The following is a 26,996-nucleotide window of genomic DNA, read 5'->3' on the forward strand; positions in this document are numbered from 1 at the left end:
ACCCGCGCCACAGTGCTGGCCATCACCATTTCGCCGTTGTCTTGAGACCCGAACATGCTCGATTCCAAACTCGTCCGCACGCAACTCTCCGAAATCGCCGAACGCCTCGCTACCCGTGGCTTCGCCCTCGATGTCGCTCGCTTCGAGGCCCTGGAGAGTCAGCGCAAGTCGGTGCAGGTGCGCACCGAGCAACTGCAGGCCGAGCGCAACAGCCGTTCCAAGTCCATCGGCCAGGCCAAGGCGCGCGGTGAAGATATCGCGCCCTTGCTGGCGGAAGTCGACCAGATGGGCAGCGACCTGGAAGCCGGCAAGCGTGAGCTGGACGCCATCCAGAACGAGCTGGACAACCTGCTGCTGAACATCCCAAACCTGCCGCACGAGTCCGTGCCTGTCGGCGCGGATGAGGACGGCAACGTCGAGGTGGCGCGCTGGGGCACCCCGCGCAGCTTCGACTTCGAAATCAAGGACCACGTAGCCCTGGGCGAGCAACACGGCTGGCTGGACTTCGAAACCGCCGCCAAACTGTCCGGCGCGCGTTTCGCCTTGCTACGCGGCCCCATCGCCCGCCTGCATCGCGCCCTGGCGCAGTTCATGATCAACCTGCACACCGGCGAGCACGGCTACGAAGAGGCCTACACGCCTTATCTGGTGCAGGCCCCGGCACTGCAGGGCACCGGCCAGCTGCCGAAGTTCGAGGAAGACCTGTTCAAGATCCGTCGTGAAGACCAGGCCGATCTGTACCTGATCCCGACTGCCGAAGTCTCGCTGACCAATATCGTCGCCGGCGAAATTCTCGATGCCAAGCAACTGCCGCTGAAGTTCGTCGCCCATACCCCGTGCTTTCGCAGCGAGGCGGGCGCCTCCGGCCGCGATACCCGCGGCATGATCCGCCAGCACCAGTTCGACAAGGTGGAGATGGTGCAGGTCGTCGATCCGTCCAAGTCCTTCGAGGCGCTGGAAGGTATGACTGCCAACGCCGAGCGCGTGCTGCAACTGCTGGAACTGCCGTATCGCAAGCTGGCGCTGTGCACCGGCGACATGGGTTTCTCTGCGGTGAAAACCTACGACCTGGAAGTCTGGGTGCCGAGCCAGGACAAGTACCGCGAGATTTCCTCGTGCTCGAACTGTGGCGACTTCCAGGCTCGCCGCATGCAGGCGCGTTACCGTAACCCGGAAACCGGCAAGCCGGAACTGGTGCACACCCTCAACGGCTCCGGCCTGGCGGTCGGGCGTACCCTGGTGGCCGTGCTGGAGAACTACCAGCAGGCTGACGGCAGCATCCGTGTGCCCGAGGTGCTCAAGCCCTATATGGGCGGCATCGAAGTGATCGGCTAAGTCTGATCGTTTTGCACGATACGGGGTGGCAGTAGCCGCCCCGTTTTTTGGGCGGCAGGCTGGCGATGGGCGCCGCAATGACAGCGCGCCCATTGCCGGCGTCCATCAGTGCCGCTTACAGGCACCTTGCGAGCCAGCCGCTCACTCTCCGCTTACGAGGCATGACTCATGCAATTCCTTCCGCTGTTCCACAAGCTGCAGGATCGCCCGGTACTGGTGATCGGTGGTGGCGAGGTCGCGTTGCGCAAGGCACGCCTGCTGAGCGATGCCGGAGCACGTCTGCGCGTCGTGGCACCCGATATTCGTAGCGAGCTTCAGGAGCTGGCCGGGGCCGAGGGCTGTTTCCTGCGCGGCTATGTGAGCGGCGATCTGCAGGGCGTCGCCCTGGTCATTGCTGCGACTGATGACGTACCGCTCAACGCGCTGATTTCCGCCGAGGCCCAGGCATTGGGTATCCCGGTCAACGTGGTGGATGCGCCGGCGCTGTGCAGCGTGATCTTCCCGGCTATCGTCGATCGCTCGCCGTTGATCGTCGCAGTCAGCAGCGGCGGCGATGCGCCGGTGCTGGCCAGGTTGATTCGCGCCAAGATCGAAACCTGGATTCCGGCCACCTACGGTCAGCTGGCCAACCTGGGTAAGCGCTTCCGTGAGCGGGTCAAGCAGCTCTTTCCCGATGTACAGCAGCGCCGGGTGTTCTGGGAGGACGTCTTCCAGGGGCAGATCGCCGAGAGCGTGTTTGCCGGCAAGCCGGAAGAGGGCGAGCGCCTGCTGGAGGAGCGTTTGGCCGGTGCGGCGCCACGTGCGCTGGGCGAGGTCTATCTGGTCGGTGCCGGCCCGGGCGATCCCGATCTGCTGACCTTTCGCGCCCTGCGCCTGATGCAGCAAGCCGATGTGGTGCTCTACGACCGCCTGGTGGCACCGGCCATCATCGAGCTGTGCCGGCGCGATGCCGAGCGCATCTACGTCGGCAAGCGCCGCGCCGATCATGCCGTGCCGCAGGAGCAGATCAACCAGCTGCTGATCGACCTGGCGCGCCAGGGCAAGCGCGTGCTGCGCCTAAAAGGGGGCGATCCGTTCATCTTCGGTCGCGGTGGCGAAGAGATCGAACAGCTGGCCGCCGAGGACATTCCATTTCAGGTGGTGCCGGGTATTACCGCGGCCTCCGGTTGCGCGGCCTATGCCGGGATTCCGCTGACCCACCGCGATCATGCGCAGTCGGTGCGTTTTGTCACCGGTCACCTCAAGGATGGCAGCAGCAACCTGCCCTGGAAGGATCTGGTGGCGCCTGGGCAGACGCTGGTGTTCTACATGGGCCTGGTCGGGTTATCCGGCATCTGCGAGCAATTGATCGCGCACGGCCGCTCGGGTGCAACACCCGCGGCGCTGGTGCAGCAGGGCACCACGCAGAATCAGCGAGTATTCACCGGTACTCTGGAAACCCTGCCGCAGCTGGTGGCGCAGCACGAAGTGCATGCGCCCACTCTGGTGATAGTCGGGGAAGTGGTCACCCTGCGTGACAAGCTGGCCTGGTTCGAGGGTGCGCAGGGCAGCGTCTGACGCAGGTAGGGTGGATCGCGCTTCATCGATCCACCGCGGCCGGGCATCAAGCGTCATCCACCCTACGACCTAGCTCTCAGCTTTTTGCCACACCCTTGCCCGGCAGGCGCTGGCGGTCATGCGCGCGGGTGAAGTCCTGCTGCGGCCCCTTGGGAATGACCCCGGTCGGGTTGATGGTGGCGTGACTGGCGTAGTAATGCGATTTGATATGGGTGAAGTCCACCGTCTCGGCGATCCCCGGCCACTGATACAGCTCGCGCAGCCAGTTGGACAGATTAGGGTAGTCCTCGATGCGCCGCAGGTTGCACTTGAAGTGCCCGTGGTAAACGGCATCGAAGCGGATCAGCGTGGTGAACAGGCGGATGTCGGCTTCGGTCAGGTATTCACCGGCCAGATAGCGATTGCTGTCCAGAAGTGATTCCAGCTCATCGAGCATGGCGAACAGCTCGTCGAAGGCTTCTTCGTAGGCTTCCTGGGTGGTGGCGAAGCCGGCGCGGTAGACGCCGTTGTTCACCGCCGGGTAGATACGCTCGTTGAGCTGGTCGATACGTTCGCGTAGCGGCTCCGGGTAGAAGTCCAGGTCATTACCGGTCAGGCCATCGAAGGCGCTGTTGAACATGCGGATGATTTCCGCCGACTCGTTGCTGACGATGCCGCCGCTGTGTTTATCCCAGAGTGTTGGCACGGTGACGCGGCCGCTGTAGTGGGGATCGTCGGCCGTGTAGCGCTGGTGCATGTAGCTGAGGTTGTCGAGACGGTCGCCGCTGGAACCGAAGTTGCGGTCGAAGGTCCAGCCATGCTCGCGCATCAGCCAACTGACCACGGATACGTCGATCAAGGATTCCAGACCCTTGAGCTTGCGCAGGATCAGGGTACGGTGAGCCCAGGGGCAGGCCAGCGAGACGTACAGGTGATAGCGCCCGGCTTCGGCCTTGAAGCCGCCGTCGCCACTCGGGCCGGCGCTGCCGTCGGCGGTTACCCAGTTGCGGCGTTGCGCGCTTTCGCGTTGGAAGCGGCCACTGTCGCCAGTGTCATACCACTGGTCATGCCAGCGTCCATCGATCAGCAAACCCATAACGCTTGCCTCCGTTCTTGAGTGAACTTGGAGTCTAGCGCTGCAGGGTCGATAGAAAGGTGGAAAAAATTGGCTTAACCAATCGGCTGGATAGATTGTAACCGTGCTTCCCAGCGTTGCCGGGCCTGTTCAAAAGCCTGCTCGCGCGGCATGCCCAGCCCTCGCAACGCGACCGCCATGGTGGCGACAACGGCGAGCTGGCCGTAGGCATCCTCGCGTTCGCCGCGCCAGAAGCCGTTCAGGGCCGTCGGGTCGAGCTGCTCCGGTTTGACGTGGCGCTGCGCCGAAAGGGCTGGCCATTCCTCATCCCAGTTCTCGCCGAGGCGGGTGCCGTGCAGGTGGCAGGATACGTCCGGGTTGACCTCTATCTCGCCGCCTTCACCCTTGATCACGATGGCAGCGTCACCGAGCAGGCGGCTGGCTTCGCGGTGCACGACCTGGTAGCCGGGATGGAAAATACTCTGCAGCCCGCAGCCGGCCGCCAGCGGGTTGATGATGCGCGCCAGGGAGTGTATCGGCGAGCGCAGACCCAGCGTGTTGCGCAGATCGATCATGCGCTGCAGCGCCGGCATCCAGTCGCCCAGGTAACTGTAGGCCAGGCCCTGTTGATCGAGCGCCGATGCCACGCTCTGCCAGTCGCGGCAGCAGGGGATATCCAGGGCTGCCAGCAGCTGCTCGCTATACAGGCGTCCTGCGGTGTGAGCGCCGCCGCCATGCATGAAGATGCGCACGCCACTGGCGGCCAGCGCCTTGGCCGCCAGCAGGTACCAGGGCAGGTGGCGCTTCTTGCCGGCGTAGCTGGGCCAGTCCAGATCGACCTGAATACGGGGAGCCGCCAGTCGTGGGCGGATGGCTTCGGTAAAACCGGCAAGCTCCTCCGCGCTTTCCTCCTTGTGCCGCAGCAGCATCAGGAAGGCGCCGAGCTGGGTGTCCTCGACCTTGCCGTCGAGCAGCATACCCATGGCTTCACGGGCTTCCTCGCGGGTCAGGCCGCGTGCACCGCGTTTGCCTTTGCCGAGAATGCGCACGAACTGGGCGAAAGGATGTTCTTCAGGCGTGATCAGGTTCATAGGCAGTTGGTCGGTTTCGGCAGGCCGGCGAGCTTGGCGGCGAGTTTGGCGGGCGTGCCCTTGAACAGACGGTTGAGGTGCAGGCTGTTGCCCTTGTCGGGGCCGAGCTTGAGCGCCACGTACTTGATCAGGGGGCGATTGGCCGGCGACAGCTGGAACTCATCGTAGAAGGCACGCAGCAGGTCGAGAATTTCCCAGTGCTCGTGGCTCAGTTGCAGCTCCTCGGCGGCAGCCAGTGCTTCGGCAACCGGGTGCGACCAGTCCTGCAGGTCGACCAGGTAGCCATCCTTGTCCAGGGCGATTTCGCGGCCGGCGACGTCAAGAGTACTCATAGCCAACTGTTGACCTTGGCGTAGCGGGTGCAGAGCTCAACGAACGCCGGGTAATCCACGGTCCTCACGCGCTCGGGTGCCTGCAGGCCGCGTGCGGCGAGGTCTTCGTCCAGGGCATAGAGCGCAACGCTGGCGGGCATCAGCTGCAGCGCCTGCAGGTTGGCGGTATCGGGCTGCAGGGCATAGACCGCATCACCGCTGAGCAGCAGCGCGTCGTCGGCGCCCAGCAGGCGCAGGCAACTGGCCAGGCGGCTGTCGGCGAACGGCGAGTGGGAAAGGATATGCAGGGTGGCCATCAGAGGGTGATCACCTGGTCGTAACGATCGAGGAGGGCGGCCAGCGCGCTGTCGTCGAGGCGCTGTACCGCGATATTCAGGTCGGCGGCGCCGAGTCCGCGCTCGGCCAGGCTGCGCTGGCTGGCGTACAGATCGTCCACGCCGAACATCGGCAGGGCCTGCAGGTTGGCGCCGAGGTCCTTCTGTTGCAGAGCATTCGGCTGCTGGACCTTGCTCAGCTGGAACACGCCGTCATCAAGAAACAGCATGCCGATGGGCAAGTCGAAGGCGCCACCGGCCAGGGCGATGTCCAGTGCCTCGCGCGCGCCGGGACCGCTCCAGGGTGCCTGACGGCTGATGATCAACAGCGACTTGCTCATCAGTGGCCTCCGAAGCAGATCAGGCGGTCGGCCTGCTGCGCCGCTTCATGCAACTGGCCGAGGCCGGAAAGCTCCCACGGGGCCTGCAGATTGGCCGCCGGGCGCGCATAGCGCTGCGCCTCGTCGGCATTGAGTACGCCACGACGCAGGGCGGCAGCGATGCAGACTACGGCATCCAGCCCATTGGCCGTGACGAACTCGCGCCACTCTCGGGGCAGATCCAGCTCGTCCTGAGGGCTCACGACATTGCTGGCAGCGCTATGCACGCCGTCCTGGTAGAAGAACAGGCGAACGATTTCGTGGCCGCCCGCCAGCGCCGCCTGGGCGAAACGCAGGGCGCGTCGCGAGGCAGGCAGATGAGGAGCGGCGAACAGGGCGATGGCAAACTTCATGGAGCGTCCGGTGAGGCAAAACTGGGGCAATGATAAGGCCAGGGTGCCCGGCAAACAAAGAATCACTGCAGCGAGGCAAAACAGGCGCGCAAGAAAAAGCCCGCCGAAGCGGGCTCGAAGGGGGACGAACCTTGATCAGTCGTCGCCGCCCATGATGCCGAAGATCTGCAGCAGGCTGACGAACAGGTTGTAGATCGACACGTACAGGCTGATGGTAGCCATGATGTAGTTGCGCTCACCGCCATGGATGATGGCGCTGGTCTGGAACAGGATGCAGACCGAGGAGAACAACACGAAGCCGGCGCTGATCGCCAGTTGCAGGCCGCTGATCTGGAAGAAGAAGCTGGCCAAAACGGCGGCGAGCAGGACGAAGAAGCCGGCAGTGATGAAACCGCTGAGGAAGCTCATGTCCTTGCGGGTGGTCAGCACGTAAGCGGACAGACCGAAGAACACCAGTGCGGTCATGGAGAACGCCGAGCTGATCACCTCGGCACCGTTGGCCATGCCCAGGTAGCGGTTGAGGATCGGACCGAGGGTGTAGCCCATGAAACCGGTCAGGGCGAGGGTGGAAACCAGGCCCCATGCCGAGTCACGCAGCTTGTAGGTGAGGAAGAACAGGCCGTAGAAGCCGATCAGTACCACGAAGAAGTTCGGGTAGGGCACGTTGGCGCGTTGGCTGAGAAAAGCGACCAGGCCACTGAAGGCCAGGGTGATGGCCAGCAAACCGTAGGTGTTGCGCAAAACCTTGCTGACTTCCAGCTGATCGGCCTGCGAATGGTTTAGTACGTAGTCTCGCTCTTGCATGGCGACGCTCCTGTGGCACGAGGATCCGTTATTCGATTGGACCGGATCATAACAGAGCTAGTCGAAGTGCCAAGACAGAGAGTTTGACAGTGTGTTGCGTTCCGGTAAGATTGCCGCCCGCACTGCAGCGGAGGTTGAAGCCTCATCCTCCGCCTCCAGAGTTTGGAAGCGTGGCCGAGTGGTTTAAGGCAACGGTCTTGAAAACCGTCGATGGGCAACTATCCGTGAGTTCGAATCTCACCGCTTCCGCCAATTCCCCATATTGCCTTGATGCGTTATCTAACCTTAAATCTGGCGTTGGCTTTTTGACTGCCGTACGCCAAGCTAGGTCAGCCCCTGGCTTTTTGCTAAGGTGGCCGGCAGGTTCAATCTCACCGTCGTTGCACGGTGGCTGACACGGTGCAACGAGGTGGCGATTGATTAGGGTCCTGGTAGTCGACGATCACGATCTGGTTCGCACGGGCATTACCCGCATGCTGGCCGATATCGATGGTCTGCAAGTGGTGGGCGAAGCCTGCACCGGCGAAGAAGCCCTGCTCAAGGTCCGCGAACTCAAGCCCGATGTCGTCCTGATGGACGTCAAGATGCCCGGTATTGGCGGCCTGGAAGCCACCCGCAAACTGATGCGTAGCCATCCCGACATCAAGGTCGTTGCGGTCACCGTATGCGAAGAGGATCCGTTCCCGACTCGTCTGCTGCAGGCCGGCGCCGCTGGCTATCTGACCAAGGGTGCCGCGCTGGATGAGATGGTGCAGGCCATTCGCCTGGTGTTCGCCGGTCAGCGCTACATCGACCCGCAGATCGCGCAACAACTGGCGCTTAAGTCCTTCCAGCCGCAAACCAGCGGCTCGCCGTTCGATCTTTTGTCCGAGCGTGAAATCCAGATTGCCCTGATGATCGCCAACTGCCACAAGGTGCAGAACATCTCGGACAAGCTTTGCCTTTCGCCGAAGACGGTCAATACCTACCGTTACCGCATCTTCGAGAAACTCTCCATCAACAGCGACGTAGAGCTGGCCCTGCTTGCGGTACGCCACGGCATGGTCGACGCCGTCAGCTGAAGATGTCTGCCAACTTCGATTCGAGTGCCTTCCTGGCGACCTGCAGCGGTCGCCCTGGCGTTTATCGCATGTTCGACGCCGAGGCGCGTCTGCTTTATGTAGGCAAGGCAAAGAACCTCAAGAAGCGTCTCGCCAGTTATTTCCGCAAGACCGGCCAGGCGCCCAAGACCGCCGCCCTGGTTGCACGCATCGCGCAGATCGAAACCACCATCACCGGCAACGAGACCGAGGCGCTGCTGCTGGAGCAGACGCTGATCAAGGAATGGCGGCCGCCGTACAACATTCTGCTGCGCGACGATAAGTCCTATCCCTATGTATTCCTCTCTGACGGCGAATTTCCACGGCTCGGCATCCACCGTGGCGCGAAGAAGGCCAAGGGGCGCTACTTCGGTCCTTACCCCAGCGCCCTGGCGATTCGCGAGAGCCTGAGCCTGCTGCAGAAAACCTTTCTGGTTCGTCAGTGCGAGGACAGTTATTACAGGAACCGCACGCGCCCCTGCCTGCAGTACCAGATCAAGCGCTGCAAGGGGCCCTGCGTCGGCCTGGTCAGCCCCGAGGAATACGCCGAAGACGTGCGCCACTCGGTGATGTTTCTCGACGGCCGCAGCAATGCGCTGAGCGAGGAACTGTCCGCCAGCATGGAAAAAGCCTCCATGGCGCTGGAGTTCGAACGCGCCGCCGAACTGCGCGACCAGATTTCCATGCTGCGCCGTGTGCAGGATCAGCAGAGCATGGAAGGTGGCAGCGGCGACGTCGATGTCGTCGCCGTGATGCTCACGCCGGGCGGCGCCTGCGTGCACCTGATCAGCGTGCGTGGCGGCCGCGTGCTGGGCAGCAAGAATTTCTTCCCGCAGGTGGCGATCGAGGAGGAGGGCGGCGATGTGCTGATGGCCTTCCTCGCTCAGTACTACCTGGGCAATGCCGAACGCGATCTGCCCAGCGAGCTGATCGTCAATGTGCAGCATGAAGACTTCGCCACCCTGGTCGAGGCCATCGAATCATTGCGTGGCCGCAGCCTGACTATCAGTTTGCGTGTACGTGGCACCCGCGCCCGCTGGCAGCAACTGGCCGTTACCAATGCCGAACAGGCACTGGCCGCGCGCCTGGCCAATCGACAGCACCTGGCCGAACGCTTCGAGGCACTGGCCGCGGTGCTGGAGATGGACGAGCCGCCGCAGCGCATGGAGTGCTTCGACATCAGCCATTCCAGCGGCGAGGCGACGGTCGCTTCATGCGTGGTGTTCGGCCCCGAAGGCCCGCTGAAATCCGATTACCGCCGTTTCAATATCGAGGGCGTGACTGCGGGTGACGATTACGCGGCCATGCACCAGGCCCTGACCCGTCGCTTCAGCAAGATAAAGGATGGCGAAGGCAAACTGCCTGACGTGCTGTTGGTGGACGGTGGCAAAGGCCAACTGGCCATGGCCCGCGAGGTGCTGCAGGAGCTGGCGGTGCCGGATCTGATCCTGCTCGGCGTGGCCAAGGGCACGACGCGCAAGCCCGGTCTCGAAGTGCTCTACCTCAACGATGCCGAGCACGAGTTCACCTTGCCCGGCAATTCGCCGGCGTTGCACCTGATCCAGCAGATCCGTGACGAGTCGCACCGCTTCGCGATCACCGGGCACCGTGCGCGCCGCGGCAAGACGCGGCGTACTTCGACGCTGGAAGAAGTCGCCGGAATTGGCCCGAAGCGGCGGCGTGAACTGCTCAATCACTTCGGTGGTCTGCAGGAATTGTCCCGCGCCAGTGCCGAAGAAATCGCCAAAGCGCCCGGAATCAGTAAAAAGCTCGCCGAGTTGATTTATGACACTCTGCACAGTGAGTAGAATGCCTGTTCACTTCGCAGCCTAGTTGTGCCGATGAATATCCCCAACTTGCTTACCGTGCTCCGGGTCGCGCTGATTCCGGTCTTCATCCTGCTGTTCTATATGCCGTTCTCCTGGAGTTACTGGGCCGCCAGCGGCGTCTTCGCCGTTGCTGCCGCGACCGACTGGCTGGATGGCTACCTGGCGCGTCGCTGGGAGCAGGGCACACCGTTCGGCGCCTTCCTCGATCCGGTCGCCGACAAACTGATGGTGGCGGTAGCGCTGGTGCTGCTCGCTGCAGAGCATTCCAATCTCTGGCTGACCCTCGCGGCAGCGACCATCATCGGCCGAGAGATCGTCGTGTCTGCCTTGCGTGAGTGGATGGCCGAGCTTGGCGCTCGGGCGCATGTGGCGGTCTCCAACCTCGGCAAATGGAAAACCGCGGCGCAGATGCTGGCGCTGGTCATTCTGCTAGGCAATCCGCCTGTATTCACCTTCTGGGTGGTGGTCGGATACATCCTGCTGGTGATCGCAGCGGTGCTGACGTTGTGGTCGATGCTGCAGTACCTGCTGGCCGCCTGGCCGCACCTCAGCACCACCTCGGAAAAGAAATAAGTATTTTTGAATCAAAGGGTTGACGGCGCGGTTCGATTCTATAGAATGGCGCCCGTCGACAAGACAAGCGGGAATAGCTCAGTTGGTAGAGCACGACCTTGCCAAGGTCGGGGTCGCGAGTTCGAGTCTCGTTTCCCGCTCCAGTTTTACACGAGTCGCCAAGGCGGCTCGTTTGCTTCATGGCTGAGTTGCAGAGTGGTTATGCACCGGATTGCAAATCCGTGAACGCCGGTTCGATTCCGACCTCAGCCTCCAATCAAAAGGCCTCGTAGATCAATGATTTACGAGGCCTTTTTCATTCTCGCTAGTGCGCTTTGCATGCCTTGCGAGGACGCGGAGGGCTGTATATAGTCCGCCCTTCGCACAGCGCTACCGCCCGAATGGCGAAATCGGTAGACGCAGGAGACTTAAAATCTCTCGCCAGCAATGGCGTGCCGGTTCGAGTCCGGCTTCGGGCACCATTCATCTGTTTCTAGCTGGCCTACAAGTCTACGAAACTCATCCAATCGGCACTCTGGCCGGTTTTGTCATTTATGGCTGTCTCTTATTTCCCATCCTGAAATCGGCGAAAAGTGTTTGGCGCGGGTTAATGACGGCCAAGGCGTTCTGCTCGTCTATATCCGGCAAACCTAGGTGCCAATCAACGTCGTGATCTGATTGACGCTGATCACCTGGCCGCTCCAGATCATTTCGTAATGCGCGCTCTGGATGATTGAAGCCACTGGCCGCGGCGTCATCAGTGCCCAGCAGATATTGCCGGCAGAGCGCACCGAGTGATAGCGCAGGCCCGTGCATCCCGACGCTTTCACCTCGGCTCCCAGCTGGTTGGAGTGGGCATAGTCACCTGGCGCATAGATGGGGTCGGATAGCGGTACGACCGTGGCGTCTCTCAACCCTGCTTCGCTGAAGTTGGCGGTCAGCCCGCGGAAGACGAAGCGCTCATAGTTGAGGTTCGGCACCTTCGACCAGTAGTTTTCCTGGTGGTAGCACACCTCGGCAATCGCGGTATCCATTCTGTCCGCCAGGTACAGCACACCGAAGCTGCCGTTGCTGAAGCGCGAGCCAGCCGGGTTGACGTGAGTGAAGGGGGCCGTCGCGTACGAGCAGCCGACAATGCCGAAGGGAATCTGGTCACGCGATATCAGCTCCAGGCGACCAATCTCGTTCTGCAGCCGTGGATTGGTCAGCGCCTGGATCTGATAGAGGGCTTCGAAGTCCTCTGCGTCGGCGACATCATCGAATAGGGCGATGGGCGGGAACTTGGAGTTGACCAGGCGGTAGGCCTGTACCGGCTCATCTTCCAGCAGTGGTAGGTCGCTGAGCATTACCACTGAGCACCTCGCAGGGTGTCAATGCGCCGGAACGTTTCGTACAACGAGATCATGTCGCCTTGCGCCATGACTTCCATTGGCGTGCGGCCGTTGAAGAACTCGTTGTGGTTTTCCATCAGGGCAAAGCCGTAAACATTATCGGGGTTATCGAACACCACACGTAGTGCGGCATGGATGTTCAACACCAGGCTGATGCGCTGCATCTGGTCGGAGTCCAGGCTTACCGTCCATGACGAGTCCTTCTGGCTGGCGCGGGTGTAGGTGCTGCGGGAGATCCGTAGCACTCGGCAGGCCTGTTCGGCTGACGCCTTCCACTTGTCGAGAATGTTCAGCGCAGCGCGCAGACCGGCTGCGCACTGGCTTTTCGAGAAGTCCTGAACCTGAAGGGCTGTAACGGTCATATAGAACTCTTCTTTGCGTCTGTAGATTTATTTATAGCATGTTTTGGTCTGCAGATTAAATTTAGCTAGCTTCTCTAACGGGAAAAGAGCTAACCGCCAGCCCAGACAAACTTGATCACGATCAATTCTAAAACGGCCCTCAAAGCGTAGATTCCACATCATCTTGTGTTCTTGCTCTGATTTTGAAACTAGATGATGTGCCAGGAGGTGCTGAGTGTATAAGGAGCGTGTCGCTAATCGGCCGCAGTCGCTGTTCAAGCGCGACGGCCAGGAGGTGCCTTTCGAAGGCGCCAAGATAGAGCGTGCGATCACTGCTGCGGGTCAGGCCACGGGGGAATTCGCGGCGACCGAGGCCAGGGCGCTCACCGACGCGGTGCTGGCACGCTTGGTGGAGTTCCGCAGCCTGGAAGTGGAGCAGGTTCAGGACCGGGTCGAGCAGGTGCTGATGGAGGCCGGTTACTATCAGACCGCGCGCGCCTATATCGTCTACCGCGAGCGGCATGGCCGTCTGCGACGCGACCGCAAGCACCTGATAGACGTGGCCGCGTCGATGAACGAATACCTGTCGCGCGAGGATTGGCGTGTGCAGGCCAACGCCAACCAGGGTTATTCGCTGGGCGGGCTGATTCTCAACGTATCCGGCAAGGTGACGGCCAACTACTGGCTGGACGAGGTCTACAGCGAGGAGGTGGGCCGGGCGCACCGCGAGGCCGACCTGCATATCCACGACCTCGACATGCTGGCCGGATACTGCGCTGGCTGGTCGCTACGCACGCTACTGAATGAGGGGTTCAATGGCATCGCGGGGCGGGTCGAGGCGGGGCCGCCCAGGCATCTGTCCAGTGCCCTGGGGCAGATGGTCAACTTCCTTGGCACCTTGCAGAACGAATGGGCCGGGGCCCAGGCGTTCAGCTCGTTCGACACCTACCTGGCACCCTTCGTGCGCAAGGACGGCCTGGGCTACGACGAAATCCGCCAGGCCATCCAGGAGTTCATCTACAACCTCAACGTGCCGTCGCGCTGGGGGACGCAGACGCCTTTCACCAACCTGACCTTCGACTGGGTCTGCCCCGAGGACCTGCGCGAGCAGGTGCCGGTGATCGGTGGCCAGGAGATGCCGTTCTGCTACGGCGATCTGCAGGGAGAAATGGAGCTGATCAACCGCGCCTATATCGAGGTAATGATGGCCGGCGATGCGAAAGGGCGGGTGTTCACCTTCCCGATCCCGACCTACAACATTACCCACGACTTTCCCTGGGACAGCGACAATGCCACGCGTCTGTTCGACATGACTGCGCGCTATGGTCTGCCGTACTTCCAGAACTTCCTCAACTCGGACATGCAGCCCAACCAGGTGCGCTCGATGTGCTGCCGTCTGCAACTGGACGTGCGTGAGCTACTGAAACGCGGCAACGGCCTGTTCGGCTCGGCGGAGCAGACCGGTTCTCTTGGCGTGGTGACCATCAACTGCGCGCGCCTGGGCTATCGCCATCGTCAGGATTTGCCCGGCCTGCTGCAGCGCCTGGACGTGTTGCTGGAGATGGCCTACGAAAGTCTGGAGGTCAAGCGCAAGGTCATTCAGCACCACATGGATGCAGGGCTCTATCCCTACACGCGGCGCTACCTGGGCACCCTGCGCAATCACTTTTCCACCATCGGTGTGAACGGCCTGCACGAGATGCTGCGCAATTTCACGGACGACCAGGAGGGGATGCAAACCGAGGCGGGTCGTGCGCTGGCGCTGCAGGTGCTCGATCATGTACGTGTGCGACTGGTGCAGTTCCAGGCGCGTAGCGGTCACCTCTACAACCTCGAAGCGACGCCGGCCGAGGGCACTACTTACCGCTTCGCCAAGGAGGACCAGAAACGTTTCCCCGATATCCTCCAGGCTGGCACGGTCGAGGCGCCTTACTACACCAACTCCTCGCAACTGCCGGTCGGTTTCACCGACGATCCCTTCGAGGCCTTGGCTCTGCAGGACGAGCTGCAATGCAAGTACACCGGCGGCACCGTGCTGCACCTGTACATGGCCGAGCGGATTTCCTCGGCGCAGGCCTGCAAGCAACTGGTGCGCACGGCGCTCTCGCGCTTCCGCCTGCCGTACCTGACCATTACCCCGACCTTCTCCATCTGCCCGGTGCACGGTTACCTGGCTGGTGAACATGAGTTCTGCCCGAAGTGCGACGAGGCTCTGCTGCAGAAACAGCAGTGCTGCGGCGCCTGCGGCGGCTGAAGACCTATTACCCACCACAAGGAGCGACACCATGAATGCACAGCTGAAACTTCCCGAAGCCCAGCGTCAGCGCTGTGAGGTCTGGACCCGGGTGATGGGTTACCACCGCCCGGTGACGGCCTTCAACCTGGGCAAGCAATCCGAGCATCGCGAGCGCCGTCATTTCGTCGAGCCGCGTTGATTGCGTCGTGAGTCCGGACCATCGCGATGGCCCGGACTTCGCCATCTTCATTCCCGGAGTGACGGCCATGCCTCCATCTCCCTTGCATCCAGCCCGCCAGGCCTTGCGCATTGGCGGGCTGCAGCCGATGACGACACTCGATTACCCCGACCATCTGGCCTGCGTACTGTTCTGCCAGGGCTGCGCATGGCGCTGCCGCTATTGCCACAACCCGGAGCTGATTCGCTGCGGTACAACGAGCGCCGAATGGAGCTGGGCCAGGGTGCTGGATTTCCTGCAGCAGCGCCAGGGACTGTTGCAGGCGGTCGTGTTTTCCGGTGGCGAGGCCACGCTGCAGCTGGCCTTGCCCTCGGCCATGCGTCGGGTGCGCGAGCTGGGTTTCAAGGTCGGCTTGCACAGCGCCGGGATCAAACCGGCTTCGTTCGGACGCGCACTGGCGCATTGCGACTGGGTCGGATTCGACGTCAAGGCATTGGAGGAGGAGGCGGCGCTGATCACCGGCGTCAGCGGTAGCGGCCAGGCCAACTGGAAAAGCCTGGAGCTGCTGCTGGCAAGCGGCGTGAGCTACGAATGCCGCACCACGGTGCACTGGGACCTGCTCGATTGCCGGCACCTGCGACGTTTGGGTGAACGCCTTGCGGCTCAAGGGGTGCGCCGCTTCGCAGTGCAGCTGGCTCGCTCGCAGCGGATGCTCGACGAGCAGTTGAGCGCTGCTGCCACGCCACCGCAGGCGGCAGAACTCTGGCCTTATTTCGAGCAACTGTTCGAACGTTTCGAACTGCGCGCGGCCTAGGCCAATGGCTGACGGCGTGCCGGAAAGACCACGGGGACCGCCCGACTACCAAGGCCCCGACATTCTAGTAACCCCTGCGCCTCGATCCGCGCGGGGGAGGAGACAACATGCTGATTACCGATAAGCGCAAGGCCCTGGCCATCCCGGCGATCCTGCGCCTGGGGTTTCGCCCCTTCTTTCTGTTTGGTGCCGGGCTTGCGGCGTTGGCGGTTCCGCTCTGGGTCTTCGCGCTCTACGGCGGTCCTGTCGCCGAGCCACAGGGTGGTTGGCTGGCCTGGCACCGTCATGAGCAGACGTTCGGTTTCGCCGGGGCCATCATCGCGGGCTTTCTGCTGACGGCGGTGCAGACCTGGACGGGGCGACCGAGCCTGTCGGGCAAGCCGTTGGCCTGGCTGGCCGCGCTATGGCTGCTGGGGCGTCTGAGTTGGTGGCTGCCTTCAGCATGGTTGCTGCTGGTGGTCAACGTGGCGTTTCTGCTTGCGGTCGCGGTGATCATGGCCCGGCTGCTCTGGGCAGTGCGCCAGCGACGTAATTACCCGATCGTGCTGGTGCTTGCATTGCTGGCTGCGGCGGATCTGCTCAGTCTGCTCGGCGTGGCGTTCGGGCATGAGGCTTGGCAACGCCAGGGCTGCCTGGCAGCCATCTGGCTGGTGGCAGCGATGATGACGGTGATCGGCGGGCGGGTGATTCCCTTCTTCACCCAACGCGGCCTGGGCCGGACCGAGGCGGTGCAGCCCTGGATCTGGCTGGATGTGGCCCTGCTGGTCGGCAGTGTGCTAATGGCAGTGCTCACCGCTGCGGGGCTGCTGCTGCAACCTCATTGGTTCGGCGCGATCCTGCTGCTGGCTCTGGGGCTGGGTCACGGTATTCGCCTGTACCGCTGGTTCGATGCCGGTCTGCTGCGGGTGCCGCTGCTGTGGTCGCTGCACCTGGCCTATGCCTGGCTGGTGCTGGCTTGCCTCGGGCTCGCAGCGGCGCAGTTGGGCGCGCCGCTGTCCTTCAGCCAGGCATTGCATGGGCTGACCGTCGGTGCCATGGGCGGCCTGATCCTGGCCATGCTGGCACGGGTCACGCTGGGCCATACAGGGCGTGCGCTGCAGTTGCCACGCGGCTTCGCCATCGCCTTCGTCGCGCTCAATCTGGCCGCGCTGGTCAGGGTCTTCGGCGTGTCCTTCGCGTACCAACCGGCGCTCTGGCTGGCAACTCTGGCCTGGAGCCTGGCCTTTGCACAGTATCTCTACTGCTACGGGCCCATGCTGTGTCGGCCGCGTGTCGATGGTCATCCGGGCTAGGGGCAAGAAAACAAGTGACCTCACTGCCGCCGCGCGCTCCTGGTTGGGGCGCGCGGCGGCAGGCGCTTATTGATAACCGACCGATTCACCCAAAGCGCGGGGGAACAGCAGGTTGTTTTCCAGGTGGATGTGCTGCATCAGGTCGCGGCGCAGTTCATCCAGGCCGCCGTAGAGCGCTCGCCAGGTGTTGCAGGCGTTGGCGGGCGGCTGCATGCCGTTGGTCAACGCCACCAGGCGCTCCAGCGCATCGCCATGCTGGTCATGCTCATAGCGCATCACCGATATCGGTGCGCCCAGCATCACACCCGCGCCGCGCTGGATCATCGGGAAGAGTATCTGTTCCTCCTTCTGCATATGGCTTTCCAGTTCCTGCAGCAGATTCATCAGCAGGTCCGTCAGGCCCAGCGGGCAGTGTTCACGACCGCCATGCACCTGTTCGACGCGGGCCGCCAGGCGGATCAGCTCCGGCAATTGCTGGCGATGGACGTCGTGGTAGCGCTCCAGGATGTGTTCGATAAGTTGCTCCGGCGGAGCCGTGCGCCAATCTTCTTCATGCCCGATTTCGCCCTCGAGCGATAGCAGGTGCCGTTGTACCTGTTCGGCATCGATGCCGCGCTCCTGTGCTGCCTGGCGCAGGCTCTTCTGGCCGCCGCAGCAGAAATCGAGGTGGAATTCATGGAGAACCCGGGTCGCACCGGGGATGTTGCAGGCGATGTGGCCCAGGGTGTGGTCGAGCAGTTGGCTGGCCATGCATGGCTCCTTTCAGGCTGGTTTGTGCCTGTGCCCATCGCAAACACCGTGCCGGGGCAAGACTTGACGGCAATCAAGGGCTCGCGCGGCTTACAGGTCTAATCTACCCGCCACGAATCAGGTCCGGGGCACCCGAAATGGTAGATTTCACTCCCTTGCAGAACACCTTGCTCGCCGACCTGACAGGCGAGTTGCCCAGCGCTGTACGCCTGCAGCGGCTGGTGGTCAGCCTGCGCGAAGTCTTTGCCTGCAGTGCGGTGGTGCTATTGCGCCTGGATGGCGACAACCTGCGACCTCAGGCTGCGGTCGGGCTGAGCCACGAAACCCTGGGGCGCAGCTTCGTAGTTGCCAGGCACCCGCGTCTGGCGCGGATCATGGAGCAGCGCGCGCCGGTACAGTTTCCGGCGCATAGCGAGCTGCCCGATCCTTACGATGGCTTGTTGCAGCACAGCCCGGACGAGCCGCTGCCCGTGCATGATTGCATGGGCATGAGCCTGTGGGTCGATGGTCGTTCGTGGGGCGCGGTGACGCTCGACGCCTTGCGCCCCGGCACTTTCGACCGACGCGCCGGCGAACGTCTGCAACGCTATGGTCTGTTGATCGAGGCGGCGCTGCGGACCTGCCGACTGGAGAACGAGATTCGCAGCCTGCGTCTGGTCCGCACCGAACCCGGCGAGGAGGGTGACGAGGCGGCGAGCATGATTCTGGGCGACAGCCCAATCCTCACCCAGTTGCTCGACGAGCTCGGCGTGGTGGCTGAATCCGAATTGCCGGTGTTGCTGCAGGGCGAAACCGGCGTCGGCAAGGAACTGTTCGCCCGTTGGCTGCATGCCCATTCGCCTCGTGCGCGCAAACCGCTGGTGTACGTGAACTGCGCAGCGCTGCCAGAGACATTGGCGGAAAGCGAGCTGTTCGGGCATGTGCGCGGCGCGTTCTCCGGCGCCACGCAGGATCGTCCCGGGCGCTTCGAGGCGGCCAACGGCGGCACGCTGTTTCTCGACGAGATCGGCGAGCTGCCGCTGTCGATCCAGGCCAAGTTGCTGCGTGCCCTGCAGAATGGCGAGATCCAGCGCCTGGGCTCGGACCGCACGCGACATGTCGATGTCCGGGTGATCACTGCAACCAACCGACGGCTGTGGGAAGAGGTGCGTGAGGGGCGATTCAGGGCCGACCTCTATCATCGTCTGTCGGTCTACCCGGTGCATATCCCACCTTTGCGCGAGCGGGGCAGAGACATCCTGCTGCTGGCCGGACATTTTCTCGAGCTCAACCGCGCGCGCCTGGGCCTGCGCTGCCTGCGCCTGTCAGCCGATGCCGAGCAAGCGCTGCTGGGCTATTGCTGGCCAGGCAACGTGCGCGAACTGGAGCATGTGATCAGCAGGGCTGCGCTCAAGGTATTGAGCCAGGCCGAGTCGCGCACCGCCTTGCTCAGTATCGGTGCTTCCTGGTTGGGGCTGGAGGGGCCGGTCGCGCTGCAGGCAAGCGCCCCAGCAACGCCAGCGCTGATATCCAGCGAGAGCCTGCAGCAGAGTGTGGATCGCTATCAGCGAGAGCTGATCCGCAACGCGCTGGACGAGCACGGCGGCAAATGGGCCGCCACAGCCCGGGCGCTGGCTGTCGACCCCAGCAACCTGCGCAAGCTGGCGCGGCGTTTGAACCTGATCTGACCGTGAGCAGCGAACGCGATGCCTTCCTATGGGCAGCGGCCGTCTATTGCGCGGAGATCAGGCGTACCGGACAGGTATCGTCAGCCAGGTTCTCCTTTGGCTCCGCTATGTCCATTCCCCAGTCGCCATGCTCATACCAATCATCGCCGAGCATCTCGACCGGGTGCATGGTGCGGTCAGCGCCATTGCCGCAGGCCAGCGAATCAGCCGGGCAATAGCGATCACAGCCCCAGCAGATGCGATCGGGGCGGCTCGGGTGCAAGGGAAATTTCTTGGCCATTTCAGCCTTTCCTGTCTGGTCTGTCGTTCTCTCCAAGCCTAGTGCTGCCGGTCGTGCTGGCCTTGATCGATATCAAGTTCTGGCGCATTCGCCGTCGTGAGGCACCGGCTGGACCGACTTGATCGCAGTCAAGGCGACCGCTGTGATGCGTCGCCTAGAGTGGCGCCTCGCTGTCGAAGCAGGAGTCGAATCATGCATCTGGTCTGTCCCGCGGGGAGTCTTCCCGCTCTCAAGGCCGCGTTGAATCAGGGGGCGGATGCCATCTACGTGGGCTTTCGCGATGACACCAACGCCCGTCATTTTGCCGGCCTGAATCTGGATGAGCGCCAGCTGGACACGGGCTTGCAACTCATCCGCCAGCGCGGCCGCCAACTCTATGTTGCGGTCAATACCTACGCCCAGGCGCAGGGCTGGCAGCGCTGGCAACGCGCGGTGGATCAGGCCGCTGCGCTCGGAGTGGACGCGCTGATTGCCGCCGACCCAGGCGTGCTGGCCTATGCCAGTCGCCATCATCCCGATCTCAACCTGCATCTCTCTGTGCAGGGCTCTGCCACCAACGCTGCTGCGCTGGCGTTCTACCAGCAGCGCTATAACATTCGCCGGGCCGTGCTGCCGCGGGTACTGTCGCTGGCCCAGGTGCGCCAGGTTGCGGAAAAGAGCAGCGTGCCGCTGGAGGTATTCGCCTTCGGCAGCCTGTGCATCATGGCCGAGGGGCGCTGCCACCTGTCGTCCTACGTTACCGGCGAGTCGCCCAATCTGTGCGGCGTCTGCTCGCCGGCCAAGGCCGTGCGCTGGCAGGAAGATGCCCAGGGCCTGAATTCGCGTCTGGGCGGCGTGCTGATCGACCGTTATGCGCCGGGCGAGCCGGCAGGCTATCCGACCCTGTGCAAGGGACGGTTCCTGGTCGAGGGCCAGCGCTTCCACGCCCTGGAGGAACCCACCAGCCTCAACACCATCGATCTGATCCCGCAGTTGGCCGAAATGGGCATCGCCGCGGTGAAGATCGAGGGACGGCAGCGCAGTCCGGCGTATGTCGAGCAGGTAACCCGGGTCTGGCGCGAAGCGCTGGATGCCCATGCCGCAGGCCATTTCGTCGTCCAGGAACGCTGGCGCGAGGACCTGGCGCGACTGTCCGAAGGCAGCCAGACCACGCTTGGTGCCTATCATCGATCCTGGCAGTGAGGAAACCATGAAACTGAGTCTTGGCCCTGTCCTGTTCTACTGGAGTCGCAGCAAGTTGCTGGACTTTTATGCCGAAATGGCCGAACAACCGCTCGATGTCATCTACCTGGGCGAAACGGTTTGCTCCAAGCGCCGCGCGCTGTCGTTGGACGACTGGCTGCAACTGGCACGCGAGCTGCGCACATGCACCGGCGCCGAGCTGGTGCTGTCCGGCCTGGCGCTGGTCGAGGCGGCCTCCGAGCTGGCCAGCCTGCGCCGCCTTTGCGACAACGGCGAATTGCGGGTGGAGGCCAACGACATGGGAGCGGTACAGCTACTCGCCGAGCGGCGTCTGCCTTTCGTCGCCGGGCCGGCGCTGAACCTGTACAACGCCCATGCCTTGCACGAACTGATGATGTGCGGGCTGCAACGCTGGGTTCCACCCGTGGAGTGCTCCGGGCAACTGCTGCACGATTGCCTGCGACAACTCGATGCCCTGCAGATCGAACGCCCCGAAGTCGAGTTGTTCGCCTACGGCCATCTACCGCTGGCCTACTCGGCGCGCTGCTTTACGGCGCGGGCGGAGAACCGGCCCAAGGACGACTGCCAGTTCTGCTGCCAGAACTATCCCGAGGGCATCGCGCTGCTCAGCCAGGAGGCGCAGCCGTTGTTCATCCTCAATGGCATCCAGACCATGTCTGCAGAGGTCAGCAATCTCCTGGCCGACTACCCGGCCCTTGCCGACAGCGGGGTGGATATTCTGCGCCTGAGCCCGCGCCCCGAAGGCATGGCGCGAGTCATCAGCGACTTCGCCGCGGTGCGCGACGGAGGCCTGCCGCCCCTGGCAGTGAGTGGTTGCAATGGCTACTGGCATGGCCTTCCGGGCATGCTGACGGCGCAGGGGCTGAACTCATGACCCTGACTCGTCGGCTGGTGAAACTGGGCACGCCGCTATTGCCACTCGGGCAATACCTACCCTTTGCCGTACAGCGCCGGCTTATCGAAAGCGCGGCGGCCCGATTGTTGGCCAAGCCGTTGGCCGAGGGCGCGTTCGATCTGCTGGCGGGCCGTTGGCTGCGCATCGAAATCAGCGACCTGGGCCTGGCCTGGTGCGTGAGCTGCGTCGGTACCCGGCTGCTGTTACGGCGTCGCCAGACAGTGGACGTGACCATTCGCGGCAGTTGGCGCGACTTCCTTCTGCTGGCCAGCCGCCGGGAAGATCCGGATACCCTGTTCTTTCGCCGTCACCTGGTGATCGAGGGCGACACCGACCTGGGGCTGGCCGTGAAGAATCTGCTGGACGCGCTTGAACCGCAGGAGCTTTCACCCAGAGCCTGGCAGCTGATCCAGGCGATTGGCGAAGCCGTGCACTGAGTGAGGATGACCGCCCGCTGAGTCAGCCTGAGTCCTGGCCAGCTCCTGCGCTTCGCTCCAGCCGTTGCTGGAGATCGCGCGCATCGTAGGGCGCTCGCACCTTCACGTCGTTATCGAAGTAGCAGTAAAGATCGCGCGGCGTTCGGCGGGGTTTGTGTGCCTGGTCGATCAGCCGGGCATCGTGGGGTTGGCCTCCGGCTGTCCAGGTTTCGATGCGCTGCTGCCAATGCTGCAGGGCTTCAGGCGAATACCCGCTGACATAGAGTTCGGCATCGCCGTGCAGGCGCAGATAGAGGAAGTCGGCGGTAATGTCCTCCGCATAAGGCCATTTACCCGCTGTGTCCGCCACCACCAGGGCGATGCCGTGCTGGCGTAGCAGTTTGATGAACGCCGGATCGCAGAAACTGGCATTGCGGATTTCCACGGCATGGCGTAATGGGCGATCCGCTGCCGCGTCCAGGTAGCCGGCAACATGCAGACGGGCGGAGGCATGACGGGCAAGGCTGCGGGCCTGGTCGGTATCGGCCGGCAGCTTGGCGACGAACTCGGCGAAGAGCGCTTCGTCGAAGCGGAAGCTGGGCGGGAACTGCCAGAGGATGGGGCCGAGTTTTTCCTTAAGGCTCAGCAGGCCGGACGCGAAGAAGTTGGCCAGCGGTTCGTCGATGTCGACCAGACGACGCACATGGGTGATGAAACGCGGCGCCTTGACGCTGAAGACGAAGTCCTCCGGCGTCTGCGCTGCCCACTTGCTGTAACGCTCGGGTGTCTGCAGGCCGTAGAACGAGCCGTTGATCTCGATGCTGTTCACCTCGCGCGAGGCAAATTCCAGTTCGCGCCGCTGGACCAGGCCCTTGGGGTAGAAGTCGCCGCGCCAGGGCGCGTAACGCCAGCCGGAAATGCCGATGCGAATATCGCTCATGGCGCTATCTCCCGCAGGCGGGGGCGGTGCTGTGGGGATAGGAAGAAAAAGGTCATGGCATCACCTCGCAGCTGGCATCTGTCTTTCGATACCTGGCCGATGCCGGTCATTCGAGTGAATTTTCTCTGAACCGCAGGCTTTGGGCGCGGCCACAACTGTATGGACCTGCGCGGAGGAATTTCGAGATGTCCGGTGAACTCAGTCTGCTATTCATTGCACTTGGCGTGATCATCATCCTGCTCGACCTGTGGGCCATCGTCAGCGTCTTCCGCAGCGACAAGGGGGTAGAGACGAAAGCCCTTTGGTCGCTGCTGATCGTACTGTTCCCGATACTGGGATTGGGCCTGTGGGGCCTGTTCGGGCCGCGCGGCATGAGCCCGCCGCCGTCCTCGCCGGAGCACAGCAAGTAAAAGCAAAGGCGAGAAGAGGAGGTCAGATGACCGTTGAGAGTTCGACGGGGCCAGCCATATGCGCCGGCCCCGTCCAGTACGGAGAGGAACGCCATGCCTAGGGCTATCTGGAAAGGCGCCATCAGCTTCGGTCTGGTTCATATTCCTGTTGCCCTGGTGACGGCGACTTCGACCCAGGGCGTGGACTTCGACTGGCTAGACAAGCGCAGCATGGACCCGGTCGGCTACAAGCGGGTGAACAAGGTCACCGGCAAGGAAGTGAGCAAGGAAAACATCGTCAAGGGTGTGGCCTACGAGAAAGGCCGCTATGTGGTGCTCAGCGAGGAGGAGATTCGCGAAGCGCACCCCAAGTCGACGCAGACCATCGATATCTTCGCCTTCGTCGACAGCGTGCAGATACCTCTGCAGCACATCGACAAGCCGTACTACCTGGCCCCTGACCGCCGCGGGGAGAAGGTCTATGCGCTGCTGCGCGAAGCGCTGAGCAGCACCGACAAGGTGGCCCTGGCTCATGTGGTGCTGCACACCCGACAGCATCTCGCGGCGCTGATGCCGATCGACTCGGCCATGGTGCTGGTGATCCTGCGCTGGCCGAGTGAAGTGCGCGGGCTGGAAACGCTGGAACTGGATGACTCGGTAACCAAGCCCAAGCTGGCCAAGAGCGAGCTGGACATGGCCAAGCGCCTGATCAAGGACATGAGCGCCGACTGGCAGCCCGAGGAGTATCAGGACAGCTTCCAGGACCGCATCATGGCGCTGGTGGAGAAGAAGGCCAAGGCCGGCAAGATCGAGAACGTCGAGCGGGTTGAAGGCGAAGAGCAGCGGCGCAGTGCCGATGTCATCGACCTCACCGAACTGCTCAAGCGCAGCCTGGGTGGCAAGCCCGACAGCAAGTCGAAAGCCAAGCCCAAGGCCAGCACGCCCCGCAAGAGCCCCAAGACTGCACGCAAATAAGCCGGGATCCCGACCATGGCCAGAGCGCAGAGCGAATACAACCGCAAACGCAATTTCGAGCAGACCAGCGAACCGCGCGAGCAACCGCGCAAGCGCCGCATCAAGGCCGGTGCGCTGCGCTTCGTGGTGCAGAAGCACGATGCGCGTCGCCTGCACTACGACTTTCGCCTGGAGCTGGACGGCACCCTGAAGAGCTGGGCGGTGCCCAAGGGGCCGAGCCTGGACCCGACGCAAAAGCGTCTGGCAGTGCACGTCGAAGACCATCCGCTGGATTACGCCAGTTTCGAGGGCAGCATCGCCGAAGGTAACTACGGCGCGGGCGACGTGATCGTCTGGGACCATGGCATCTGGCAGCCCCAGGGCGACCCGGCGGCTGCCTACCAGGCCGGCAAGCTCAAGTTCACTCTGGTGGGCGAGAAACTGGCCGGTGACTGGACGCTGGTGCGCACCCGGCTGCGCGGCAGCGGCGACAAGGAGCAGTGGCTGCTGATCAAGGAGCGCGACGACACCGCGCGCCCCGGCGACGAATACGACATCATCGAGGCACAGCCGCAAAGCGTGATCAGCGGCGCTCTGGTCGGAGGCCCGAGCAAGGTGACCAAGCGCAAGGCGGCCGCCAAGCCGGCAAAAATTCGCAAGGCCCAGACGGCGTTCCCAGACAGCCTGGCGCCGCAACTGGCGACCCTGGCCGAGCGTCCGCCCGAAGGCGACTGGCTGTATGAGGTGAAGTTCGACGGTTACCGCATCCTGGCGCGGGTGCGCGGCGATGAGGTGCGTCTGTTCACCCGCAATGGCCATGACTGGACGGAGCGCCTGCCGCAGCAGGCCAAGGCTTTGGCCAAGCTGGGCCTGAGCGATAGCTGGCTGGACGGAGAGGTCGTGGCACTCAATGAGCAAGGTCTGCCGGACTTCCAGCAACTGCAGAATGCCTTCGATATCGGCCGCAGCCACGATCTCATCTACTACCTGTTCGATGCGCCGTTTCTCAACGGCGAAGACATGCGCGAGGTGCCCCTGGAAACTCGGCGCGCCCAACTCAAGACTGCATTGGGCAGCACGCGGCGCAGCCCGCTGCGTTTTTCGGAGGCCTTCACCGCGCATCACCGGGACATCGTCGAGAGCGCCTGCGCCATGTCGCTGGAAGGCGTCATCGGCAAGCGCTCGGGCAGCCTCTACGTGTCGCGCCGCAGCGCCGACTGGATCAAGCTCAAATGCCGTCTGCGCCAGGAGTTCGTCATCGTCGGTTACACCAAGCCGCAGGGCAGTCGCAGCGGCTTTGGCGCGCTGCTGTTGGCGGTGAACGAGGCGGGCGGGCTGCGCTATGCCGGGCGGGTCGGCACCGGGTTCGGGGAAGCCTCGCTCAAGGCCCTGCATGAGCAGTTGCGCAAGCTGGGGCGAGAGGAGTCGCCACTGGAGCGGAAACTGACCGCCGCCCAGGCCCGCGGTGTGAGCTGGGTCGAGCCGCAACTGGTCGGCGAGGTCGAGTTCGCCGAATGGACGCGTGAAGGCATCGTGCGCCAGGCCAGCTTCATCGCCTTGCGTAGTGACAAGCCGGCGGCGCAGATCGTTCGTGAGCATCCGCGTGCGCCAGGCGCTGCAGCGGAGAAACAGACCAAGAAGGCCAAAAGTTCGCGCAAGTCATCCACCAAGCCGGTAGTGTCCGGGGTGCCGATCAGCAATCCGCAGCGGGTGATCGACCCGGACAGCGGCACCACGAAACTGCAGCTCGCTCAGTTCTACGCGGATATCGCCGTGTGGTTGCTGCCGTATCTGCGCAAACGGCCAGTCTCGCTGGTGCGGGCGCCGGACGGGGTAGAGGGAGAACAATTCTTCCAGAAGCATGCCGAGCGCCTGGCGATCCCCAACATCAAGCATCTCGATCCCAAGCTGGACCCCGGCCACGCGCGGTTGATGGAAATCGACAGCGTGCCGGCCCTGGTCGGTGCAGCGCAGATGGGCTGCATCGAGTTCCACCGCTGGGGCGCTACCAGCGACCGCATCGAAACGCCCGATCATTTCGTGCTCGATCTCGACCCGGACCCGGCGCTGCCGTGGCGCAGCATGCTGGAGGCGACCCGGCTGACCCTGAGCGTGCTCGACGAGCTGGGTCTGCAGGCATTTCTCAAGACCAGCGGTGGCAAAGGCATGCACATCATCGTGCCGCTTGCCCGGCACGCCGATTGGGATACGGTCAAGGGCTTCGCCAAGGCCCTGGCGCAGTTCATGGCCAGGCAGCTACCCGAGCGCTTCACCGCGACCTCGGGGCCGAAGAATCGGGTGGGGAAAATCTTCATCGACTATCTGCGCAACGGCCGCGGTGCCAGTACGGTATCGGCCTATTCGGTGCGCGCGCGGCCCGGCCTGCCGGTTTCGGTGCCGATCGCCCGGGACGAACTGGACGGCCTGCGCAGTGCCCAGCAGTGGACGGTCGCCAACCTGCAGCAACGCCTGGACGGGCTGCGCCAGGACCCCTGGACCGGCTACGCCAACCGCCAGCGCCTGACGCGCGCCATGTGGGACCGGCTCGGCGCCGAGGCGCCATGATTGAC

The 26,996-nt window shown here is 63.2% G+C and carries 28 protein-coding genes and 4 tRNA genes; 20 read left to right on the forward strand and 12 right to left on the reverse strand.

Annotation, left to right across the window (positions count from 1 at the left end):
* The first annotated feature begins 54 nt into the window (after positions 1–54).
* Complete coding sequence (serS, locus tag GYB81_RS22110; RefSeq protein WP_161866795.1) at positions 55–1,335, forward strand: serine--tRNA ligase; 1,281 nt, start codon at positions 55–57, stop codon at positions 1,333–1,335.
* 168 nt (positions 1,336–1,503) lie between these two features.
* Positions 1,504–2,892: a siroheme synthase CysG gene (gene cysG / locus GYB81_RS22115; protein WP_161866796.1), complete on the forward strand. Its 1,389-nt coding sequence runs from the start codon at positions 1,504–1,506 to the stop codon at positions 2,890–2,892.
* Between the two features lie 76 nt (positions 2,893–2,968).
* On the opposite strand, the gene GYB81_RS22120 is transcribed toward cysG, so the two are convergent.
* The 7 genes from GYB81_RS22120 to GYB81_RS22150 form a co-directional block, all read right to left on the reverse strand.
* A complete protein-coding gene (locus GYB81_RS22120) occupies positions 2,969–3,967 on the reverse strand; it encodes a glutathione S-transferase family protein (RefSeq protein ID WP_161866797.1) in 999 nt (332 codons plus the stop codon).
* 74 nt (positions 3,968–4,041) lie between these two features.
* A complete protein-coding gene (locus tag GYB81_RS22125) occupies positions 4,042–5,037 on the reverse strand; it encodes a glycosyl transferase family protein (RefSeq protein WP_161866798.1) in 996 nt (331 codons plus the stop codon).
* On the reverse strand, positions 5,034–5,369 hold the full coding sequence (locus GYB81_RS22130) for a TusE/DsrC/DsvC family sulfur relay protein (RefSeq protein WP_161866799.1): 336 nt from the start codon (positions 5,367–5,369) through the stop codon (positions 5,034–5,036). Before GYB81_RS22130 ends, GYB81_RS22125 begins: the two co-directional genes overlap by 4 nt.
* Positions 5,366–5,665, reverse strand: coding sequence for a sulfurtransferase complex subunit TusB (gene tusB, locus GYB81_RS22135; RefSeq protein ID WP_161866800.1), 300 nt, complete (start codon positions 5,663–5,665; stop codon positions 5,366–5,368). The genes GYB81_RS22130 and tusB overlap by 4 nt, the downstream gene beginning before the upstream one ends.
* Positions 5,665–6,024, reverse strand: coding sequence for a sulfurtransferase complex subunit TusC (tusC, locus tag GYB81_RS22140; protein WP_161866801.1), 360 nt, complete (start codon positions 6,022–6,024; stop codon positions 5,665–5,667). Before tusC ends, tusB begins: the two co-directional genes overlap by 1 nt.
* Positions 6,024–6,416: a sulfurtransferase complex subunit TusD gene (gene tusD / locus GYB81_RS22145; RefSeq protein WP_161866802.1), complete on the reverse strand. Its 393-nt coding sequence runs from the start codon at positions 6,414–6,416 to the stop codon at positions 6,024–6,026. Before tusD ends, tusC begins: the two co-directional genes overlap by 1 nt.
* A 135-nt stretch (positions 6,417–6,551) precedes the next feature.
* Complete coding sequence (locus GYB81_RS22150; protein ID WP_161866803.1) at positions 6,552–7,220, reverse strand: Bax inhibitor-1/YccA family protein; 669 nt, start codon at positions 7,218–7,220, stop codon at positions 6,552–6,554.
* Positions 7,221–7,384: 164 nt separating this feature from the next.
* Between GYB81_RS22150 and GYB81_RS22155 the strand changes: the two genes are divergently transcribed.
* The 7 genes from GYB81_RS22155 to GYB81_RS22185 all read left to right on the forward strand — a co-directional run bounded on the left by GYB81_RS22155 (position 7,385) and on the right by GYB81_RS22185 (position 11,162).
* Positions 7,385–7,472 (forward strand) — tRNA-Ser (locus GYB81_RS22155).
* A 164-nt stretch (positions 7,473–7,636) separates the two neighbouring features.
* Entirely contained in the window at positions 7,637–8,281 is a 645-nt protein-coding gene (gene gacA, locus GYB81_RS22160) for a response regulator transcription factor GacA (protein ID WP_161866814.1), read from the forward strand.
* Positions 8,282–8,283: 2 nt separating this feature from the next.
* A complete protein-coding gene (gene uvrC, locus GYB81_RS22165; RefSeq protein WP_161866815.1) occupies positions 8,284–10,107 on the forward strand; it encodes an excinuclease ABC subunit UvrC in 1,824 nt (607 codons plus the stop codon).
* A 33-nt stretch (positions 10,108–10,140) separates the two neighbouring features.
* Positions 10,141–10,701 (forward strand): CDP-diacylglycerol--glycerol-3-phosphate 3-phosphatidyltransferase, encoded by a 561-nt coding sequence (gene pgsA / locus GYB81_RS22170; protein WP_161866816.1) that lies wholly within the window; start codon positions 10,141–10,143, stop codon positions 10,699–10,701.
* A gap of 67 nt (positions 10,702–10,768) precedes the next feature.
* Positions 10,769–10,844 (forward strand) — tRNA-Gly (locus tag GYB81_RS22175).
* Positions 10,845–10,882: 38 nt separating this feature from the next.
* Positions 10,883–10,956, forward strand: a tRNA-Cys gene (locus GYB81_RS22180).
* Between the two features lie 119 nt (positions 10,957–11,075).
* Positions 11,076–11,162 (forward strand) — tRNA-Leu (locus GYB81_RS22185).
* Positions 11,163–11,330: 168 nt separating this feature from the next.
* Here GYB81_RS22185 and GYB81_RS22190 read toward each other — a convergent pair.
* Together GYB81_RS22190 and GYB81_RS22195 are read right to left on the reverse strand one after the other, a co-directional pair.
* On the reverse strand, positions 11,331–12,026 hold the full coding sequence (locus GYB81_RS22190; protein ID WP_161866817.1) for an RES family NAD+ phosphorylase: 696 nt from the start codon (positions 12,024–12,026) through the stop codon (positions 11,331–11,333).
* On the reverse strand, positions 12,026–12,433 hold the full coding sequence (locus GYB81_RS22195; protein WP_161866818.1) for an antitoxin Xre-like helix-turn-helix domain-containing protein: 408 nt from the start codon (positions 12,431–12,433) through the stop codon (positions 12,026–12,028). Before GYB81_RS22195 ends, GYB81_RS22190 begins: the two co-directional genes overlap by 1 nt.
* A 214-nt stretch (positions 12,434–12,647) precedes the next feature.
* Here GYB81_RS22195 and GYB81_RS22200 point away from each other — a divergent pair, with 214 nt between their 5' ends.
* From GYB81_RS22200 to GYB81_RS22215, 4 genes are all read left to right on the forward strand, one after another.
* On the forward strand, positions 12,648–14,666 hold the full coding sequence (locus tag GYB81_RS22200; protein ID WP_161866819.1) for a ribonucleoside triphosphate reductase: 2,019 nt from the start codon (positions 12,648–12,650) through the stop codon (positions 14,664–14,666).
* 31 nt (positions 14,667–14,697) lie between these two features.
* Positions 14,698–14,847, forward strand: coding sequence for an anaerobic ribonucleoside-triphosphate reductase (gene nrdD, locus GYB81_RS24980; RefSeq protein WP_013715521.1), 150 nt, complete (start codon positions 14,698–14,700; stop codon positions 14,845–14,847).
* Between the two features lie 67 nt (positions 14,848–14,914).
* Positions 14,915–15,640, forward strand: coding sequence for an anaerobic ribonucleoside-triphosphate reductase activating protein (locus tag GYB81_RS22210; RefSeq protein ID WP_178101869.1), 726 nt, complete (start codon positions 14,915–14,917; stop codon positions 15,638–15,640).
* A 107-nt stretch (positions 15,641–15,747) separates the two neighbouring features.
* On the forward strand, positions 15,748–16,932 hold the full coding sequence (locus GYB81_RS22215; RefSeq protein WP_161897950.1) for an NnrS family protein: 1,185 nt from the start codon (positions 15,748–15,750) through the stop codon (positions 16,930–16,932).
* A gap of 66 nt (positions 16,933–16,998) precedes the next feature.
* Here the strand turns inward: GYB81_RS22215 and ytfE are convergent, their stop codons facing one another.
* Complete coding sequence (gene ytfE, locus GYB81_RS22220) at positions 16,999–17,682, reverse strand: iron-sulfur cluster repair protein YtfE (protein ID WP_161866822.1); 684 nt, start codon at positions 17,680–17,682, stop codon at positions 16,999–17,001.
* A 137-nt stretch (positions 17,683–17,819) separates the two neighbouring features.
* On the opposite strand from ytfE, the gene norR reads away from it, so the two are divergent.
* Entirely contained in the window at positions 17,820–19,349 is a 1,530-nt protein-coding gene (gene norR / locus GYB81_RS22225) for a nitric oxide reductase transcriptional regulator NorR (protein WP_161866823.1), read from the forward strand.
* A 43-nt stretch (positions 19,350–19,392) separates the two neighbouring features.
* On the opposite strand, the gene GYB81_RS22230 is transcribed toward norR, so the two are convergent.
* Positions 19,393–19,629 (reverse strand): DUF3079 domain-containing protein, encoded by a 237-nt coding sequence (locus GYB81_RS22230; RefSeq protein WP_161866824.1) that lies wholly within the window; start codon positions 19,627–19,629, stop codon positions 19,393–19,395.
* 192 nt (positions 19,630–19,821) lie between these two features.
* Between GYB81_RS22230 and ubiU the strand changes: the two genes are divergently transcribed.
* Genes ubiU through ubiT form a run of 3 tightly spaced genes read left to right on the forward strand, consistent with a single transcriptional unit; the run spans position 19,822 to position 22,164 of the window.
* Entirely contained in the window at positions 19,822–20,811 is a 990-nt protein-coding gene (gene ubiU, locus GYB81_RS22235) for a ubiquinone anaerobic biosynthesis protein UbiU (RefSeq protein ID WP_161866825.1), read from the forward strand.
* 7 nt (positions 20,812–20,818) lie between these two features.
* Positions 20,819–21,706, forward strand: coding sequence for a U32 family peptidase (locus GYB81_RS22240; protein WP_161866826.1), 888 nt, complete (start codon positions 20,819–20,821; stop codon positions 21,704–21,706).
* Positions 21,703–22,164 carry a ubiquinone anaerobic biosynthesis accessory factor UbiT gene (gene ubiT / locus GYB81_RS22245; protein WP_161866827.1) on the forward strand — a complete coding sequence of 154 codons (462 nt, stop codon included), beginning with the start codon at positions 21,703–21,705 and terminating at the stop codon, positions 22,162–22,164. Before GYB81_RS22240 ends, ubiT begins: the two co-directional genes overlap by 4 nt.
* 22 nt (positions 22,165–22,186) lie before the next feature.
* On the opposite strand, the gene GYB81_RS22250 is transcribed toward ubiT, so the two are convergent.
* Positions 22,187–23,083, reverse strand: a complete 897-nt coding sequence (locus tag GYB81_RS22250) for a DUF72 domain-containing protein (RefSeq protein ID WP_161866828.1) — start codon at positions 23,081–23,083, stop codon at positions 22,187–22,189.
* Positions 23,084–23,268: 185 nt separating this feature from the next.
* Between GYB81_RS22250 and GYB81_RS22255 the strand changes: the two genes are divergently transcribed.
* From GYB81_RS22255 to ligD, 3 genes are all read left to right on the forward strand, one after another.
* Positions 23,269–23,493: a PLDc N-terminal domain-containing protein gene (locus tag GYB81_RS22255; protein ID WP_115291611.1), complete on the forward strand. Its 225-nt coding sequence runs from the start codon at positions 23,269–23,271 to the stop codon at positions 23,491–23,493.
* 93 nt (positions 23,494–23,586) lie between these two features.
* On the forward strand, positions 23,587–24,447 hold the full coding sequence (ku, locus tag GYB81_RS22260; RefSeq protein ID WP_161866829.1) for a non-homologous end joining protein Ku: 861 nt from the start codon (positions 23,587–23,589) through the stop codon (positions 24,445–24,447).
* Between the two features lie 15 nt (positions 24,448–24,462).
* The gene (gene ligD, locus GYB81_RS22265; RefSeq protein ID WP_161897951.1) at positions 24,463–26,991 is read left to right on the forward strand and encodes a DNA ligase D; all 2,529 of its coding nucleotides are present in this window, start codon (positions 24,463–24,465) and stop codon (positions 26,989–26,991) included.
* The last annotated feature ends 5 nt before the right edge of the window (positions 26,992–26,996 follow it).

The organism is Pseudomonas yangonensis, assembly GCF_009932725.1.
GTDB lineage: Bacteria > Pseudomonadota > Gammaproteobacteria > Pseudomonadales > Pseudomonadaceae > Aquipseudomonas > Aquipseudomonas yangonensis.

Bases quoted from the DNA above. Each gene is read 5' to 3' on its own strand.
- tusC (WP_161866801.1), bottom strand. From the start codon at position 6,024: ATGAGCAAGTCGCTGTTGATCATCAGCCGTCAGGCACCCTGGAGCGGT.
- GYB81_RS22210 (WP_178101869.1), top strand. From the start codon at position 14,915: ATGCCTCCATCTCCCTTGCATCCAGCCCGCCAGGCCTTGCGCATTGGC.
- GYB81_RS22120 (WP_161866797.1), bottom strand. From the start codon at position 3,967: ATGGGTTTGCTGATCGATGGACGCTGGCATGACCAGTGGTATGACACT.
- GYB81_RS22195 (WP_161866818.1), bottom strand. From the start codon at position 12,433: ATGACCGTTACAGCCCTTCAGGTTCAGGACTTCTCGAAAAGCCAGTGC.
- GYB81_RS22125 (WP_161866798.1), bottom strand. From the start codon at position 5,037: ATGAACCTGATCACGCCTGAAGAACATCCTTTCGCCCAGTTCGTGCGC.
- serS (WP_161866795.1), top strand. From the start codon at position 55: ATGCTCGATTCCAAACTCGTCCGCACGCAACTCTCCGAAATCGCCGAA.
- cysG (WP_161866796.1), top strand. From the start codon at position 1,504: ATGCAATTCCTTCCGCTGTTCCACAAGCTGCAGGATCGCCCGGTACTG.
- tusB (WP_161866800.1), bottom strand. From the start codon at position 5,665: ATGGCCACCCTGCATATCCTTTCCCACTCGCCGTTCGCCGACAGCCGC.
- uvrC (WP_161866815.1), top strand. From the start codon at position 8,284: ATGTCTGCCAACTTCGATTCGAGTGCCTTCCTGGCGACCTGCAGCGGT.
- pgsA (WP_161866816.1), top strand. From the start codon at position 10,141: ATGAATATCCCCAACTTGCTTACCGTGCTCCGGGTCGCGCTGATTCCG.
- GYB81_RS22240 (WP_161866826.1), top strand. From the start codon at position 20,819: ATGAAACTGAGTCTTGGCCCTGTCCTGTTCTACTGGAGTCGCAGCAAG.
- ku (WP_161866829.1), top strand. From the start codon at position 23,587: ATGCCTAGGGCTATCTGGAAAGGCGCCATCAGCTTCGGTCTGGTTCAT.
- GYB81_RS22250 (WP_161866828.1), bottom strand. From the start codon at position 23,083: ATGAGCGATATTCGCATCGGCATTTCCGGCTGGCGTTACGCGCCCTGG.
- GYB81_RS22230 (WP_161866824.1), bottom strand. From the start codon at position 19,629: ATGGCCAAGAAATTTCCCTTGCACCCGAGCCGCCCCGATCGCATCTGC.
- ubiT (WP_161866827.1), top strand. From the start codon at position 21,703: ATGACCCTGACTCGTCGGCTGGTGAAACTGGGCACGCCGCTATTGCCA.
- tusD (WP_161866802.1), bottom strand. From the start codon at position 6,416: ATGAAGTTTGCCATCGCCCTGTTCGCCGCTCCTCATCTGCCTGCCTCG.
- GYB81_RS22150 (WP_161866803.1), bottom strand. From the start codon at position 7,220: ATGCAAGAGCGAGACTACGTACTAAACCATTCGCAGGCCGATCAGCTG.
- ytfE (WP_161866822.1), bottom strand. From the start codon at position 17,682: ATGGCCAGCCAACTGCTCGACCACACCCTGGGCCACATCGCCTGCAAC.
- ubiU (WP_161866825.1), top strand. From the start codon at position 19,822: ATGCATCTGGTCTGTCCCGCGGGGAGTCTTCCCGCTCTCAAGGCCGCG.
- GYB81_RS22130 (WP_161866799.1), bottom strand. From the start codon at position 5,369: ATGAGTACTCTTGACGTCGCCGGCCGCGAAATCGCCCTGGACAAGGAT.
- GYB81_RS22190 (WP_161866817.1), bottom strand. From the start codon at position 12,026: ATGCTCAGCGACCTACCACTGCTGGAAGATGAGCCGGTACAGGCCTAC.
- GYB81_RS22255 (WP_115291611.1), top strand. From the start codon at position 23,269: ATGTCCGGTGAACTCAGTCTGCTATTCATTGCACTTGGCGTGATCATC.
- ligD (WP_161897951.1), top strand. From the start codon at position 24,463: ATGGCCAGAGCGCAGAGCGAATACAACCGCAAACGCAATTTCGAGCAG.
- GYB81_RS22215 (WP_161897950.1), top strand. From the start codon at position 15,748: ATGCTGATTACCGATAAGCGCAAGGCCCTGGCCATCCCGGCGATCCTG.
- nrdD (WP_013715521.1), top strand. From the start codon at position 14,698: ATGAATGCACAGCTGAAACTTCCCGAAGCCCAGCGTCAGCGCTGTGAG.
- norR (WP_161866823.1), top strand. From the start codon at position 17,820: ATGGTAGATTTCACTCCCTTGCAGAACACCTTGCTCGCCGACCTGACA.